Raw genomic sequence first — 14475 nt, forward strand, 5'->3', positions numbered from 1 at the left:
GATGACCACATTAGCTCCTACTGGTAAAGCGCTACGAGGCCCGTCGTAGAGCGGTTTTTCATGCGTTTTCCCTGACCTTTGCCCTTCCCTCGGCAGTACGACCCGCGTAGCGTCTTGCCATCGATGGCCACTACCGAACCTTCCGTCACGTCATGGCAGGCCTTCATCCACTCAGCAAACGCGCTTTGCAGCTGCTCGGCATTCACCAGGGCCATGACCCTGGCCAAGGTGTCGTGACTGGGGATGCCAGCACTAAAATCTCCGTACTGGCGCAGAAAATCGAGCTTCGCGTGGCCAAAATCTTCGATTTCGTCCCAACCCTCAGCACCACAGATCACCGCACAGACCGTCAGGAACAGGATATCTGATAGCTGATGCTGTACTTTCCACGCCTGGCGGAAGTCGGGAACGATCGATAAATGGTGCATAAGCGACGGTGTCAGCATCGGGTCATCCATGAGCAAAAGCTGCTAGATGACCACATTAGCTCCTACTGGTAAAGCGCTACGAAGCCCGTCGTAGAGCGGTTTTTCATGCGTTTTCCCTGAGGAAACAGCCAGGCACGCTACCGCCGAGGGATTGTTTCCGGACGCCTTCCCTTGCCCTTGAAAATCAATAGCTTGCATCGCCACATCCTGCAGCGATGTATCTAATCCGACGTAAACGGTGGCCCATTCTATGCGGTGAGCCTGCTAGCGACCACCCGCAATTCTGGATCAGCCACTTCAGCGGAATGCGTGGCCAGGCGTCAAGGATGACCTCGGCACGAATCGTTAGCCAATGTCATACATCGATGTAAGCCTTTTCTTACAAGACCACGCGCATTAGCTGTTTCATACTTTAGAGATGGCAAAAGTAAACAGTGTTTCTTATACTGCGCTTGCTAATGGATTGCCCATACCTACGAGCCTGAGATACCGGGCTGGACTCCCAGGAGGACCCTCATGCGCAAGCTCACACTCCTCACCGCCGCTGCTGTCGCCGGCGCGACGTTCTCCAGCCAGGCGGTGATGGCCTATCAGGCCGGCGATATCTATCTCCGTGCCGGCTTCGACAAGGCCGATGTGGTCACCGACAACTTCTCCGATGAAAGGGGCTTCTCCCTGGCAGGCGGCTACCTCTTCCACGACAATTTCGGAGTGGAGTTGGGCCTCGGTGAGCCCGTGGATCACGACTTCGGCCTGGCCGGCAACGACTTGGGCAGCGTCGACCGCATGCCCGTCAACCTGCTGATGAACTACTACCCGCTGGGCGGCATTGCCGATGCCCGCGTGCAGCCTTTCGTCGGCCTGGGCGTAAACTATTCGCGTTACTCCAGCCTGGATGAGGTCGATCCCTACAACCTCGAGATCGACGATGAATACGGCGTGATGGGACAGATCGGCGTGGATCTGTCGCTTTCCGATCACATCAGCGCGACCGGCTATGCCAGCTACGCGGATATCGATGCCGAAGTGGAGAACAACGGAGAGAGCATCGGCGAAGTGAAGCTCGACCCCGTGACCATTGGCGCCGGTGTTACCTTCCGTTTCTGACGAGGCTTGAGAAAGCCCAGCCCTGTATCAGCTTCTGTAGAGATACGATCAATAGCTTGCCGAGCTTCCCTACAGGACGCTCGGCTTTTTATGTTATGGCCCTGAGCGCCATCACCCCGGGAAAGTCATCGGTTTTCTCCATTTGCGGACTCAGCTCCCCCCGCTGCCTTCCCCTCGCCCCTTGATGAGAGGCGCCATGCCCAGCCGGCCGATGCCGGGCAGCTTGAGCGCCGGGCGCCGCGGGTCGACCCCCAGTGCGAGGCCCAGCAGGGTGATCTCGAGCCCCTCGTCGCGTCCCAGGGTCAGCCCCAGCAGGCCGCCCAGCGAGGCGGTAAGGCCGAGCCCGCCCGGCGCTGCGGCCAGCACACCGTCGAGCAGGTAGTCCTTGCCCACCGCGGTCACCGGCAGCGTCGCCTCGAGACCCTCCACCTCGCGGACCACCCAGGCGGTGAAGGTGTTGCTGTTGGGGCCCGGCCAGGCACGGTAGGTCGAGGGGACCGGGTAGGCCGTCACCGCGGCCTCGATCCCGGGAATCAGCCGCGCCGCCGCCTCGCCCCGGTAGTCGGCGAGCAGCACCGGCTCGCTGCCGTACCAGGCCCGGTCCGGCGTGGTGGTCGAGCGGGACTCCAGGGCCGGACGGCGCCAGCTGAGCACATGATACATCCGCCAGGCGTCGGCCCCGGCCTCCCGGGTGGCGATCCAGGTATGCACGCCGAAGGCGCCGCGCCAGCCCCAGGCCCTGGCCGCATAGAGCTGCACCACCGCCCCCGAGCCCTCGGCGGCGGGCGGGGCCAGGCCGGCCGGGGCACGATCGGCCGTGGACCAGTGGCCACGACCCTCCACGCGCTCGGTGGCCAGCATCCACAGCGGACCGGCCAGCAGCAGGGCGAGCATCACCGCCAGCCCGGCGGTCATACGCAGAATTCGTCCTACCATGGGCCGTTCCCCTTGAAGTCGCGGGCGATCACCCGCATCTGTACAGCAAATTCATCCCCACGCAAGGCTAGCGATCATGCCCATCGTCGACCCCCGCACCGGTGAGCCCCTCACCGACGACACTTCCGCCGGCGAGACTGCCGAGGCGCCGGCTGCCGGCGGCCAGAACGCCGAGATGATCATCGACGTCGACGCCAGCAATATCCAGCAGCTGCTCGAGACCTCGATGCAGGTGCCCGTGCTGCTCGACTGCTGGGCCCCCTGGTGCGAGCCCTGCAAGAACCTGATGCCGATCCTCGAGAAGCTGGCCCGCGAGTACCAGGGAGCCTTCATTCTCGCCAAGCTCAACATCGAGGAGAACCAGGAGATCGCCGGCCAGCTCGGCGTGCGCTCGGTGCCTGACGTCAAGCTGATCAGCCAGGGCGGCCTGGTCGACCACTTCCAGGGCGCCCTGCCCGAGAAGCAGGTACGCGAGTGGCTGGGACGCTACTTCCCGGCGCCGGAAGAGGCCCCGCAGAGCCCCGAGGACCAGGCCGCCGAGGCCCTGGCCGCCGGCGATGCCGCCACCGCCCGGCAAATCTACCAGGAGCTGGTGCAGCAGTATCCCCAGCACTATCCCTACCAGGTGGAGCTGGCCCGCGCTCTGGTGGCCGATGGCCAGGCCGAGGAGGCCCGCGCCCTGCTGGACAACCTCCCCCCGGAGGAGCGCGATGCCGCCCCGGCCCGCGGCGTGCGCGCCAGCATCGAGTTCGGCGAGCAGGCCCCCTCCGCGGAGGAGCTGGCCGCCCTGGAGGGCCGCGACGACAGCGAGGCCCACTACAAGCGCGCCCTGCGCCAGGTGGCCGACGGCCACTACGAGGCCGGCCTGGATGCCCTGCTGGCGCTGATGAAGCGCGACCGCGCCTACGGCGACGATGCCGCCCGCCGCACCCTGCTGCAGGTCTTCGATGCCCTGGGCGCCGACCATCCGCTGACGGTCGCCTACCGCCGCAAGCTCTTCGCCCTGCTCTACTGAGCCCGGCTGCGCCGGGAGCTCTAAGCCTTAAGCCGTAAGGGTGAGGAACTGGGGTAGGTGATGGGTGCAGGAGCACACGGTCCGGCGCTCCGGCTCGCCTGCGCGATTGGAGGCCGTAGGCCTCCCCTGGCGTATTTCGCGGTGCAAGTCGAAGCGTCGAACCGACCGCTCCTACAAGAACCTCGCAGGCCTGGTGAGCGCGCTACGCTCACCCGCGCAGCACGCCATCCAGCCGCCCCAGGGCCGCCTCCAGCTGGGTCGCCGTGGTGCCGAAATTGAGGCGGGCAAAGCCCGGCCAGCCAAAGTCGGCGCCGTCGGAGAGCGCCACGCCGGCCCGCTCGAGCAGCAGTCGCTGCGGCGCCCCCTCCAGCCCCTCGAGCGCTCGCGCCTCGCGAAGATCCAGCCAGGCCAGGTAGGTGGACTCGGGCGGGCTCATGGCCACGCCGGGCCAGCCGGCCACCCGCTCGACCAGCGCCTGGCGATGACCGCGCAGCACGCCCAGCAGCGCCTGCCGCCATGGCTCGCCATGGGCGTGGGCGGCCTCCGCGGCGACCAGCCCCAGGACATTGCCATCGGGCGTCAGTCCCTTGATGCCCTTGGCGAAGAAGCGTCGCCGCAGGCCGGCGTCGGGGATCACCGCGCAGGCCGTGGTGAGCCCCGCCAGGTTGAAGGTCTTGGACGGCGCCCAGAGGGTCAGGATGCGCGAGGCAAGCTCCGGGAACGCGGCCACCAGCGGCACATGGCGGGCACCCTCGTCGAGCAGCAGGTCGCAGTGCAGCTCGTCGGAGACCACATACAGGTCGTGACGCTCGACCAGCTCCGCCAGCCCCGCCAGCTCCTCGCGGGTCCATACCCGACCGGTGGGGTTGTGGGGATGGCACCAGAGCAGCAACCGGGTCTCGGGGGTGATCGCCGCCTCCAGCGCCGCGAGGTCGAACCGCCAGGGCTCGCCGGGTGCGGCCGGGGGGCGCATCGCCGCCTGCTGCGGCTGGCGCCCGGTGCGCTCGGCCACCCGCAGGAAGGGCGGATAGATGGGCGTCACCGTCAGCACGCCGTCCCCGGGCTCGGTCAGCGCCAGGCTCGCCATGTGCAGTGCCGGCACCACCCCCGGCAGCCACAGCTGCCAGCCGGGCTCGATGGCCCAGCCATAGTGCTCGGTGCTCCAGGCGCAGAGGGTCTCGCGCAGCGAGTCGGGCACCAGGCCATAGCCGAAGACGCCATGCTCGACCCGGGCCCGCAGGGCCTCGATGACCGCGGGGGGCGAGGCGAAGTCCATGTCGGCGACCCACAGCGGCAGCACCTCATCGCCGTAGCGGTGCCACTTCTGCGAGGGCCAGTCGCCGCCCGACGGGTGGCGGCGCTCGACGGGCGTGGCAAAATCGAAGTCCATGTGCAGTTCCCGATCCCATAAGGCCAGCAAGATGAACGAGACCATGCCCCAAGACGGCTTCTATGCCAAGGTACGCCGCGGCCTGCCCGCCCTGGCCGCCCAGTGGCTGACCCTCGGCCAGGGCGATGCCGACCGCCTGGCGCTGCTGCTCGCCGAGACCGCCCGGGTGACCCGGATCGGCCTCCCCGAGCAGACCCCGGATGGTGATACCCTCGCCAGCTGGAGTCGCCCCGACGGCGAGGAGCCGCCTCTCTGGGCGGCGCGCACCGCCACCTTCCTGCTGGTGCAGATGCCGGCCCGGCCGCTGCCGGCCAGTGACGACGAGGCCTGCGCCTGGGCCTACTGCTGGCTGCGCAACCGCGACTTCGAAGACCTCGCCGCCGCCGAGCAGGCACTGCCCGAGCACCTTCGCGAGCCGCTGGCCGCCGCCCTCACGGCCGCCTGGACCGACCTCAAGGGACTGCGCCTGGTCTGACGACCGACTAGCGCCGCCGTGTCGCCCGCTTCTTGGGGCGGAAACCGGCGGGCTTGGTGGAGAGCCATGCGACGAAGGTCTGGATCTGGGGATGGGCCATCAACGCCTCCCGGCTGCGATAATGCTCGGCCAGTTCCCGCTCGCCGAGCACCGCATGGAGGTGCTTATGGCAGGCGTGGCAGACCCAGAGGATGGCGGTGAGCCGCTCCGCCCGGTCGAAGCGTCGCCGGTAGCGGGCCTTGCCGTGCAGGGCCCGCGGAATGAGATGGTGGCGAGTCAGCGGCGCGGCGCGCCCGCATAGCTCGCAGGCCTCGGGACGCGGCGGGGGCGTGAGGTCATGACCGGCCATGCAGGCCTCCCGATATTCCAGGACACACCCGAAAGGATAAGGAAAACAGGATGGAAGTTCCCCTGAGCTGGCAGCTGGCCAAGCTGCTGGTATCGATCGGCGTGGTGCTCGGCCTCTCGGTGATCGCCGAACGGGTCAGCACCCGCGTGGCCGGCCTGCTCGCCGGCTACCCGCTGGGCACCGCCATCGCGCTGTTCTTCATCGGCCTGGAGATCTCCCCGGCCTTTGCTACCCAGAGTGCCGTGCACACCCTGGCCGGCTTCACGGCTACCCTGGCGCTGGGCGGCGGTTACCTGCTCTGCGCCCGCCGCGACGGCCTGGCCGGCGTGCTCGCCGGCACCGCAGGGGGGCTCGTCGCCTGGCTGGCGGTGAGCCTGCTGCTGACCCAGGTGGAGTTCACCCGCCTGACCGGCACCCTGACCACCCTGGCGGCAATCATCCTCTTCATCCGGCTCTACCGCCGGGTACCGGAAACCGCGACCGGCGCCCGCGGCGGCTTCAGCTGGGCAGCGCTGGGCCTGCGGGCCGCCCTGGCCGCCGGGATCATCTTCCTGATCACCGGCCTCGCCCACGTGATGCCGGCCGCCTGGGCCGGGGTCATGGCCGCCTTCCCGGTGACCATGTACCCCTTCCTGGTGATCCTGCACCTGACCCACGGCGCCGCCCCGGTGGCCACGGTGATAAAGCACTACCCGGCCGGACTCGGCGCACTGCTCTGGTACGCCCTGTGCGTCTCGCTGACCTACGACAGCCTGGGGCTGGTGCTCGGCACCCTCGTCGGCTTCGCCGTCGCCACCGCCTGGCTGCTGGCCTGGACCCGCCTGCTGGCCTGGCGGGCCGCTCGCCTGGCGGCAAGACCACGCGCCGGGACTTGACCGAGCGCTTGCTCGGGGCAAAGCTGTCAGGCCGACATGGATCACGAGGACCCTCCCCGATGTTCACCCGCACCATCGAGCCCGCCTTCTACGACACCGATGCCCTGGGCCACGTCAACAACACCCGGCTGCCGGCCTGGTTCGAGCTGGCCCGCAACGACCTCTTCCGGCTCTTCACGCCGGATCTGGACCCGCGCAAGTGGCGCCTGATCATGGCGCGCATGGAGGTCGACTACCGGGCCGAGCTGCAGTACGGTCGCGAGATCGAGATCCGCACCTATGTCTCGCGGCTCGGCAACAGCTCCTTCACGGTGAGCCAGGAGGCGCGCCAGGACGGCCAGCTCACCAACCTCGGCCATACCGTGATGGTGCACTTCGACCACGAGGCCAAGAAGGCCATCCCCATCGAGGGCGAGCTGCGCGAGGCCCTCGAGGCTCACCTCGAGGCGGAGCCGGCGGACGCATGACCCCCGCGGTGAAGGTCCTCGAGAAGGCCGGCGTCGCGTTCACACTGGCCGAGTACGACCATGACCCGCGCAGCCCCGCCTATGGCGAGGAGGCCGCCCGAGCGCTGGGCCTCTCGCCCGACGCGGTGTTCAAGACCCTGCTCGCCCGACTCGACGATGGTCGCCTGGTGATGGCCATGGTGCCGGTCTCCGCCCAACTCGACCTCAAGGCCCTGGCGCGGGCGGCCGGGAGCCGCAAGGCCAGCCTGGCCGACCCCGCCGAGGCCGAGCGCGCCACCGGCTACGTGGTCGGCGGCATCAGCCCGCTGGGCCAGCGCAAGCGCCTGCCCGCCTTCCTCGATGCCGGCGCCGAACGCCTCACGACCCTCCACGTCAGCGGCGGCCGCCGCGGGCTGGAGATCTGCCTGGCCCCGGACGACCTGGCGCGCCTCACCGGGGCCCGCCTCGCCGCCCTGGCACGGCGCTGAATCGCCGCCGAGCCGAAGCCCGGTCTACGGTGTCTCAACAGGACCGCCATCCACCGACGGGAGCCCCCATGGCCATTCGCTATACCCTCTGGCTGGACCCGGACGACACGCCCCGGCATCGCGCCGTCGAGGCCGACCTGGAGCGCTACTTCATCGCGCGCTTCGCCGACTATCCCCACATCCGCTTGTTCGGTGCCGACCCTTACGATTATGATGCCCCGTTCAATCGCCTCCATGACGTGCTGATGGCGCGGGCCGGCGAGTATTGCGAGCGGGAGTGGCGCTACGTCCCCAGCCCCGAGCAACTCAACCGTGCCTTCTTCCTCGCCGTGGGGCACTCGAACAAGTTCGTACGGGACGAAGACGATGGTGATCCGCACCGACCTGGCCCCTGACGCACGGCAGCTGGCCATCATCGCCGAGCAGCTCGGCCGCGCGCCCCGCGGCATCGAGGCCCTGGCCGCCACCGACGGCGAGGGCACACCGCTGGTACTGCGCATGGCGCCCATCGTCGACGGCAAGCCCTTCCCGACGCTCTACTGGCTCTGCTCCCAGCGCCTCAAGGTCGAGATCTCGCACATCGAGGCCGCCGGGGTGATCAAGCAGCTGGAGACTCGCCTGCAGCAGGACCCCGACTTCCTGGCCGCCTACCACCGCAGCCACGACGCCTACGTGGCGGCCCGTTGGGCCTACATGAGCGAGGCCCAGAAGGCCGAGGTGACCCGCCTGGGCTACGAGGGAGTGCTCACCGAGCGCGGCATCGGCGGCATCGCCAACCGCGACCAGGTGCGCTGCCTGCACACCCAGTATGCCCACCACCTCTGCGGCGAGAACGTCATCGGCCAGTGGCTCGATGAGCACTATGGGATAGCCGACTGCCTGCCCTGACCCCGACAAGCCCCCTTCCCTGACCACCCCTAGGAGAACCCCGGATGTACCTGGATACCCATGTGATTGCCAGTCTCGGACTGATCGCCAGCATGCTCGTCATCACCGGCGTGGGCGTGAAGCTGCTGCGCCAGGCCATGAAGCGCGATGCCGCAGGCACGCGCTGAGCCGGCCGGCTTGCATCGCACCACCAGGGGCGCCTTTTCGGCGCCCCTGGCGTTTCCAGGCTTTCGACTCCCCCGCGTGGTCGCTAGCATGAGTGCTTGCCAAGGAGGAAGACATGTCGAGATTCTGCGTCTATCTGGGGTCCCGGGAGGGCCGTGACCCGCAATTCCTCGAGGCGGCGCGCCGGCTCGGTGCCGAGCTGGCCCGTCGCGGCCACGGCCTGGTCTACGGCGGTGCCCGCGTCGGCCTGATGGGGGAGCTGGCCGATGCCGTGATGGCGGCCGGCGGCGAGGCCATCGGGGTGATGCCCGACCACCTGGTCGAGCGCGAGCAGGCACACCACGGCCTCACCGAGCTGGTGCGGGTCCGCAACATGCACGATCGCAAGGCGAGCATGGCGGCCCATGCCGATGCCTTCATCGTGCTGCCCGGCGGCATCGGCACCCTGGAGGAGTTCTTCGAGGCCTGGACCTGGCACTACCTGGGCCTGCACGACAAGCCCATCGGCGTGCTCGACACCGCCGGCTTCTATGCCCCGCTGCTGGCCTTCCTGGACAGCACCGTGGAGCACGGCTTCCTCAACGGCCACACCCGGGCCGAGCTGATGGATGCCACCGACCCCGACGAGCTGCTGGATGCGCTGGAGAGCCGGCTGGCCACGGCCGGCTGACCCGCCATGGCGTCAGGCGCCGGCGGCGAGCTCGAGGGTGCGCAGGTAGGTGAGCTGCAGCAGGCGCGCATCCTCGCCGGCGCGGTGCCGGTGGATGCCCTGCTCGCGGATGATGGCTTCCTTGGTGCGACTCCACAGGGCCTGCTGCCCCTCGCTGAGCAGGATGCGCAGCGCCTCGAGGCGGAAGGCTGGCAGCATGCCCGCATGGTGGAAGAGCAGCGACAGCCAGGTGTTGTCGTAGCCCCAGCTGTCGCTGTAGGCGATGCCGACCTCCCCCAGCTCGTCATTGAGCCAGCGGGCCACCTGGCGCACCGGGTAGCCTTCGCGCTGCAGCCGACCACGGCTGATGCCGTGCAGCAGCTCGGCCTTGGGGTCCCAGTGCGTCCACTCGGCCAGCGGCTGGATGAGGAAGGCGCAGGTACTGCCATCGGCGCGGGCCAGGCCGACCTCGATGGGGTAGCTGCCGCGCCCGAAGCCGGACGCCTCGATATCCAGCAGTGTGGGTAGCGTCACGGGCGGGAGAGTCCTTGGTCGAGATGGCCGATGGCAGGGAGAGATGAGCGACTAGTGTCGCGTCTCGTCTTCGGCCCTGTCCAGCGCACCAGAGTCCAGCGAACCGGCAAGCCCGGCCAGGCGGTCGGCCAGGGCCTGCCAGTGGCCGGCCTTCTCGACATCCACCGGCAGCCCCAGCTCGCCGTTGCGGTAGGCGTGGGCCAGGCGGGTGGCCGCCAGGGGGTGGCCCGCCTCGCCGGCCCGCGCATACCAGGTCACCGCATGGTCGTCGCGGCGGGGATACTGGGCGCAGCCATGCTCGTGGATCTGGCCGGCCTGGTACTGGGCCTTGGCATCTCCGGCATGGGCCGCCTCGAGCACGTACCGCGCCCCGCGGGCCTTGTCCTGGGGACTGACGCCGCGGTGGAAGAGCATATGACCATACTGCGACAGCGCCGCCGGATGCCCGGCATCGGCGCAGCGCTGGAAGAGGTGCATGGTCAGGCGCTGGGTACGCGGCGAGCGGGGCAGCCAGCGGGTATGGAACAGCTGCTGTGCAAGCCGGTACTCGAGCCGGGTGAACAGTGAGGATGCCTCTGGCATGGCAACAACCCTGCGTCCAGTGGTGCGGAAACGATACCGGCCACCTCCTGTGGCCGGTAATGCTCCCTGCGAAAACGGTGGCCCTGCGGACTCCGCCGGGGCAACGGGGAGGCAAGCATACGCTCGCCCCGGCGGTGACTCAACCCCGGGATTTGCCGCCCCGCCCGGGCCCCGCTAACCTACCGGCTCAACCCCTTCAGCAGTCCTGCCAGGAGTGACGGATGCAGACGCGACCGCTAGGCGATACCGGCATCGAGGTGAGCCGCCTGTGCCTCGGCACCATGACCTTCGGCGAGCAGAACAGCGAGGCACAGGCCCACGAGCAGCTCGACCGTGCCGTGGCCTTCGGCATCGACTTCATCGACACCGCCGAGATGTATCCGGTGCCCCCCGTGGCCGAGACCCAGGGACGCACCGAGGCCTATATCGGCAGCTGGCTGAAGCGGCGCGGCAGTCGCGATGACGTGATCATCGCCACCAAGGCCGCCGGTCCCGGCCTCGAGCATATCCGCGGCGGCCCGCGGCTGACTCGCGAGCACCTCCACCAGGCGATCGACGAGAGCCTCGCCCGGCTGAAGACCGACTACGTGGACCTCTACCAGCTGCACTGGCCCGACCGGAAGGCCAACTTCTTCGGCAGGCTGGGCTACGAGCCTGACGAGGAGGAGGAGGCCACACCGCTGGAGGAGACGCTGTCGGCGCTCAAGGAGCTGGTGGATGCCGGCAAGGTACGCGCCATCGGGCTCTCCAACGACACGCCCTGGGGCGTGATGCGCGCCCTGCACCTGGCCGACACCCTGGGCCTGCCGCGGGTCGCCAGCATCCAGAACCCCTACAGCCTGCTCAACCGCAGCTTCGAGGTGGGGCTGGCCGAGATCGCCCACCGCGAGCGGGTGGGCCTGCTGGCCTACTCGCCGCTGGCCTTCGGCATGCTCTCCGGCAAGTACCTGAACGGCGCCCGACCCGCCGGCGCCCGGCTGACCCTCTTCGAGCGCTTCCAGCGCTACACCAACCCGCTGGCCGAGGAGGCGACAGCGGCCTACGTGCAGGTCGCCCGCGACCATGGCCTGGACCCCGCCCGGATGGCCCTGGCCTACGTCAACTCCCGCCCCTTCCTGACCAGCAACATCATTGGCGCCACCACCATGGAGCAGCTGGAGAGCAACCTGGCCAGCGAGTCCCTGCGGCTCGATGACGAAGTGCTGGAGGCCATCGAGGCCGTACATCGGCGCATCCCCAACCCCGCGCCCTGAGCCGACGGCGACGCGAGGGGCTATCACCCCGATAGCCCCTCGCCCCCGGGACGCTTGGTATACTGGCCCGCATTGCCATCAGGCCATATCCCTTCAGGCACAGGAGCGCCCCCAATGCTGAGCGTGATCTCGCCCGCCAAGACGCTGGACTTCGAGACCCCGGCCACCACGGCCCTGCACACCCAGCCGGACCATCTGGACCGCAGCCGCGAGCTGATCGAGATCCTGAGCGACTACTCGCCCCAGCGGCTCAGCGAGCTGATGGGCATCAGCGACAAGCTGGCCGGGCTCAATGCCGCACGCTTCGCCGAGTGGCACACCCCCTTCACGCCCGAGAACGCCAAGCCCGCCGCCCAGGCCTTCCAGGGCGACGTCTACGTGGGGCTCGAGGCCGCCACCTTCAGCGACGAGGACAACGCCTTCGCCCAGGAGCACCTGCGCATCCTCTCCGGCCTCTACGGCCTGCTGCGCCCCCTGGACCTGATCCAGCCCTACCGCCTGGAGATGGGGACTCGTCTGGAGAACCCCGCGGGCAAGGACCTCTACGCCTTCTGGAAGGAGACCCTGACCGCGGAGCTCGACCGCGCCGTGGCGGCCAGCGGCAGCCCGGTGCTGGTCAACCTGGCCTCCAACGAGTACTTCAAGGCGATCGACACGAAGCGGCTCGAGGCGCGGGTAATCACCCCGGTGTTCAAGGACGATAAGAACGGCAAGCTGAAGATCATCAGCTTCTATGCCAAGAAGGCCCGCGGCCTGATGGCCGCCTGGATGATCCGCCAGCGACTGGATGACCCCGAGGGCCTGAAGGACTTCGACGTGGCGGGCTATGCCTACAACCCGGCGATGAGCGAGGGCGACACCCTGGTCTTCACCCGCGCCGAGGGCGCCGCCTGAGGGGCTATCCGGTAAAGACCAGGGGGCGTGCCGAGCGGCCCCTCAGAAAGCGGCGGTGGGCCTGCTTGAAGCGCTCGTCGTCGCAGCGGTTCAGCCACTCGTAGGCGACCATGTCGGCGCTCACCGGCACCGCGCCGGCCTGGACCATCCGCTCCTTGGCCAACCGGGCCTCGCCGGCCCGACGGCTGGCGCAGGCCTCCACCAGCCAGTAGACCTCGTAGCCCGCCTGGAGCAGGCCAAGGCCGGTCTGCATCACGCAGATATGCGCCTCGGTGCCGCACAGCACCACCTGGCGACGATCACCGGCGGCCATGGCCTCGGCGAAGGCCGGCTCGGCATGGGCATCGAAGTGGACCTTGTGCCACAGGCGGTGCGCCGGCAGCGCCTCGAGCAGCCTCGGTTCGCTGCCTCCCAGCCCCTCGGGATACTGCTCGGTGACCCACACCGGCACCTCGAGCTCGCCGGCCATCCCGCCCAGCCAGGCAGCTTCGGTCACCGCCTGGTCACCATGTTCGATCACCGGCAGCAGGCCGGCCTGCAGGTCGACGATCAGCAGCAGGCTCTTCTCTCGCGTCAGGCGCATCGGCGGCTTCCTCTCTCTTTATGCGTTAGTTGTCGTGGCTGACCAGCATAGCCGCTAGAATGGACGCTTCCGACCCTTTCTGCCCCCTTCCCCGATGGAGAACTCCCCGATGCGTCACCTTCTCGTCATGCTCGTGGTTGGCGTGCTGGGCTTCGGCCTGGCCGTGGACCATGCCGATGCCCGCCGCCTGGGTGGCGGCAAGAGCTTCGGCAGCCAGTCCCGCACCGTGCAACAGCAGCCCGCGGCTACCCAGAACCAGGCCGCCGGCAACCGCGCCACGCAGGCGCGCCCCGGCTCACGGATGGGCGGCATGCTCGGTGGCCTGCTCGCCGGCGGCCTGCTCGCCGCACTCTTCTTCGGTGGGGCCTTCGACGAACTGCGCCTGATGGACATCCTGCTGGTCGCCGGCGTGGCCTTCCTGCTCTTCAAGCTGTTGGCCCGCCGCCGGCCGGTCGTGGCCGGTGGTGCGGGCCAGCCGGATGCCACCGCCGGGCCCCATCGCTTCCAGGCCGAGCAGGCACCGCTGGGAGGCGGGGCCGCCTTCACCTCGGAGCCCGAGTGGTTCGACCGGGAACGCTTCCTCGGCGGCGCCAAGGAGCATTTCATGACCCTGCAGCGCGCCTGGGACAACAACGACTTCGCCGGTATCCAGGAGTACGTGACCCCGGAGCTCTACAACCTGCTGCGCGAGGAGCGTGACCGGCAGCCGGCCAACAATCGCACCGAGATCGTGCGGCTGTTCGCCGAACTCGGCGACATCCGGGAGGTGGGCCAGGAGGCCGAGGCCACGGTGATCTTCCACGGCATCATCGCCGAGAACGGGGAAGAGAACGAGTTCAACGAGACCTGGCACCTGACCCGCCAGCTGCGCGACGGTGCGCCCTGGTACCTGCAGGGGATCGAGCAGAACCCCGGCGCCTGACGCCCCACGGCGTGGCAGGCCAAGACGAGAAAGGCCGGGCAACTTGCCCGGCCTTTCCTGTTTTCTGCCCCAGCTTCAACCACCAGTAGTGGGCGATCAGTTCTGGGCGTCCTCGGCAGCCTGCTCCATCTCCTCGCCCATCTCCTCCATGCCTTCACCCATCTCTTCCATGGACTCGTCGATGTTCTCGCCCGCCTCCTCGGCCGGCCCCTGCTCCTCCTCACAGGCCGCCAGGCCGGCACCGAGCATGGCGATCAACAGGGCCAGGCCCAACTTGCGCATCATGGTGTTCTTCATGCTCATCTCCTTCTGAGACATCCAGATCCATTGGGGTCGTGCAGGCAAACCCTAGCCGCTGGCAGACGGCCTTTCCACTCCGGCTTGCAACATCGTGTAACGGCGCGAATGCCAGGCACGAGAAGACCCCGTGCTCTTTCGAACACGGGGTCTTTTCGGGATAGGTGCCTGACGATGACCTACTCTCGCATGGGGAGGC

20 protein-coding genes and 1 pseudogene are annotated in these 14475 nt (G+C 68.5%); 13 read left to right on the forward strand and 8 right to left on the reverse strand.

The window, feature by feature from the left end; all coding sequences use genetic code 11:
- Positions 1-74: 74 nt before the first annotated feature.
- A pseudogene (locus SCI24_RS17705) lies at positions 75-446 on the reverse strand (ISAs1 family transposase); the annotation flags it as partial.
- 498 nt (positions 447-944) lie between these two features.
- Between SCI24_RS17705 and SCI24_RS17710 the strand changes: the two are divergent.
- Positions 945-1535, forward strand: a complete 591-nt coding sequence (locus SCI24_RS17710) for an OmpW/AlkL family protein (protein ID WP_318726631.1) — start codon at positions 945-947, stop codon at positions 1533-1535.
- 150 nt (positions 1536-1685) lie between these two features.
- Here SCI24_RS17710 and SCI24_RS17715 read toward each other — a convergent pair whose 3' ends face one another.
- The gene (locus tag SCI24_RS17715; RefSeq protein ID WP_318726632.1) at positions 1686-2471 is read right to left on the reverse strand and encodes a DUF3750 domain-containing protein; all 786 of its coding nucleotides are present in this window, start codon (positions 2469-2471) and stop codon (positions 1686-1688) included.
- Positions 2472-2547: 76 nt separating this feature from the next.
- On the opposite strand from SCI24_RS17715, the gene SCI24_RS17720 reads away from it, so the two are divergent.
- Positions 2548-3486, forward strand: a complete 939-nt coding sequence (locus tag SCI24_RS17720; protein ID WP_318726633.1) for a tetratricopeptide repeat protein — start codon at positions 2548-2550, stop codon at positions 3484-3486.
- A gap of 208 nt (positions 3487-3694) precedes the next feature.
- On the opposite strand, the gene SCI24_RS17725 is transcribed toward SCI24_RS17720, so the two are convergent.
- Positions 3695-4876: a PatB family C-S lyase gene (locus tag SCI24_RS17725; protein WP_318726634.1), complete on the reverse strand. Its 1182-nt coding sequence runs from the start codon at positions 4874-4876 to the stop codon at positions 3695-3697.
- Positions 4877-4919: 43 nt separating this feature from the next.
- Here SCI24_RS17725 and SCI24_RS17730 point away from each other — a divergent pair, with 43 nt between their 5' ends.
- Positions 4920-5351, forward strand: a complete 432-nt coding sequence (locus SCI24_RS17730; RefSeq protein WP_318726649.1) for a hypothetical protein — start codon at positions 4920-4922, stop codon at positions 5349-5351.
- Between the two features lie 7 nt (positions 5352-5358).
- Here the strand turns inward: SCI24_RS17730 and SCI24_RS17735 are convergent, their stop codons facing one another.
- Entirely contained in the window at positions 5359-5700 is a 342-nt protein-coding gene (locus SCI24_RS17735) for a hypothetical protein (protein ID WP_318726635.1), read from the reverse strand.
- A 50-nt stretch (positions 5701-5750) separates the two neighbouring features.
- Here SCI24_RS17735 and SCI24_RS17740 point away from each other — a divergent pair, with 50 nt between their 5' ends.
- The 7 genes from SCI24_RS17740 (at position 5751) to SCI24_RS17770 (ending at position 9232) form a co-directional block, all read left to right on the forward strand.
- A complete protein-coding gene (locus SCI24_RS17740) occupies positions 5751-6575 on the forward strand; it encodes a hypothetical protein (RefSeq protein WP_318726636.1) in 825 nt (274 codons plus the stop codon).
- 59 nt (positions 6576-6634) lie between these two features.
- Positions 6635-7042 (forward strand): thioesterase family protein, encoded by a 408-nt coding sequence (locus SCI24_RS17745; protein ID WP_318726637.1) that lies wholly within the window; start codon positions 6635-6637, stop codon positions 7040-7042.
- Positions 7039-7509: a Cys-tRNA(Pro) deacylase gene (gene ybaK, locus SCI24_RS17750; protein WP_318726638.1), complete on the forward strand. Its 471-nt coding sequence runs from the start codon at positions 7039-7041 to the stop codon at positions 7507-7509. Before SCI24_RS17745 ends, ybaK begins: the two co-directional genes overlap by 4 nt.
- 68 nt (positions 7510-7577) lie before the next feature.
- Positions 7578-7904 carry a hypothetical protein gene (locus SCI24_RS17755; protein WP_318726639.1) on the forward strand — a complete coding sequence of 109 codons (327 nt, stop codon included), beginning with the start codon at positions 7578-7580 and terminating at the stop codon, positions 7902-7904.
- Positions 7876-8397 (forward strand): DUF501 domain-containing protein, encoded by a 522-nt coding sequence (locus tag SCI24_RS17760; RefSeq protein ID WP_318726640.1) that lies wholly within the window; start codon positions 7876-7878, stop codon positions 8395-8397. Before SCI24_RS17755 ends, SCI24_RS17760 begins: the two co-directional genes overlap by 29 nt.
- 44 nt (positions 8398-8441) lie before the next feature.
- Positions 8442-8564, forward strand: a complete 123-nt coding sequence (locus SCI24_RS17765; protein ID WP_318726641.1) for a hypothetical protein — start codon at positions 8442-8444, stop codon at positions 8562-8564.
- Positions 8565-8677: 113 nt separating this feature from the next.
- Positions 8678-9232 (forward strand): TIGR00730 family Rossman fold protein, encoded by a 555-nt coding sequence (locus SCI24_RS17770; protein WP_318726642.1) that lies wholly within the window; start codon positions 8678-8680, stop codon positions 9230-9232.
- A 12-nt stretch (positions 9233-9244) separates the two neighbouring features.
- On the opposite strand, the gene SCI24_RS17775 is transcribed toward SCI24_RS17770, so the two are convergent.
- Positions 9245-9745, reverse strand: coding sequence for a hypothetical protein (locus tag SCI24_RS17775; RefSeq protein ID WP_133637511.1), 501 nt, complete (start codon positions 9743-9745; stop codon positions 9245-9247).
- 51 nt (positions 9746-9796) lie between these two features.
- Positions 9797-10327 carry a tetratricopeptide repeat protein gene (locus tag SCI24_RS17780; protein WP_318726643.1) on the reverse strand — a complete coding sequence of 177 codons (531 nt, stop codon included), beginning with the start codon at positions 10325-10327 and terminating at the stop codon, positions 9797-9799.
- Between the two features lie 221 nt (positions 10328-10548).
- Between SCI24_RS17780 and SCI24_RS17785 the strand changes: the two genes are divergently transcribed.
- Together SCI24_RS17785 and yaaA are read left to right on the forward strand one after the other, a co-directional pair.
- Entirely contained in the window at positions 10549-11580 is a 1032-nt protein-coding gene (locus SCI24_RS17785; RefSeq protein ID WP_318726644.1) for an NADP(H)-dependent aldo-keto reductase, read from the forward strand.
- A gap of 114 nt (positions 11581-11694) precedes the next feature.
- Positions 11695-12474 (forward strand): peroxide stress protein YaaA, encoded by a 780-nt coding sequence (gene yaaA / locus SCI24_RS17790; protein ID WP_318726645.1) that lies wholly within the window; start codon positions 11695-11697, stop codon positions 12472-12474.
- A gap of 4 nt (positions 12475-12478) precedes the next feature.
- Here yaaA and SCI24_RS17795 read toward each other — a convergent pair whose 3' ends face one another.
- Positions 12479-13057, reverse strand: coding sequence for an isochorismatase family protein (locus tag SCI24_RS17795; RefSeq protein ID WP_318726646.1), 579 nt, complete (start codon positions 13055-13057; stop codon positions 12479-12481).
- A 109-nt stretch (positions 13058-13166) separates the two neighbouring features.
- Between SCI24_RS17795 and SCI24_RS17800 the strand changes: the two genes are divergently transcribed.
- Complete coding sequence (locus tag SCI24_RS17800) at positions 13167-13979, forward strand: Tim44-like domain-containing protein (RefSeq protein ID WP_318726647.1); 813 nt, start codon at positions 13167-13169, stop codon at positions 13977-13979.
- Positions 13980-14075: 96 nt separating this feature from the next.
- Here the strand turns inward: SCI24_RS17800 and SCI24_RS17805 are convergent, their stop codons facing one another.
- On the reverse strand, positions 14076-14276 hold the full coding sequence (locus SCI24_RS17805) for a hypothetical protein (protein WP_318726648.1): 201 nt from the start codon (positions 14274-14276) through the stop codon (positions 14076-14078).
- Between the last annotated feature and the right edge of the window lie 199 nt (positions 14277-14475).

The sequence above is a fragment of the Halomonas sp. genome, from assembly GCF_033549285.1.
GTDB lineage: Bacteria > Pseudomonadota > Gammaproteobacteria > Pseudomonadales > Halomonadaceae > Halomonas.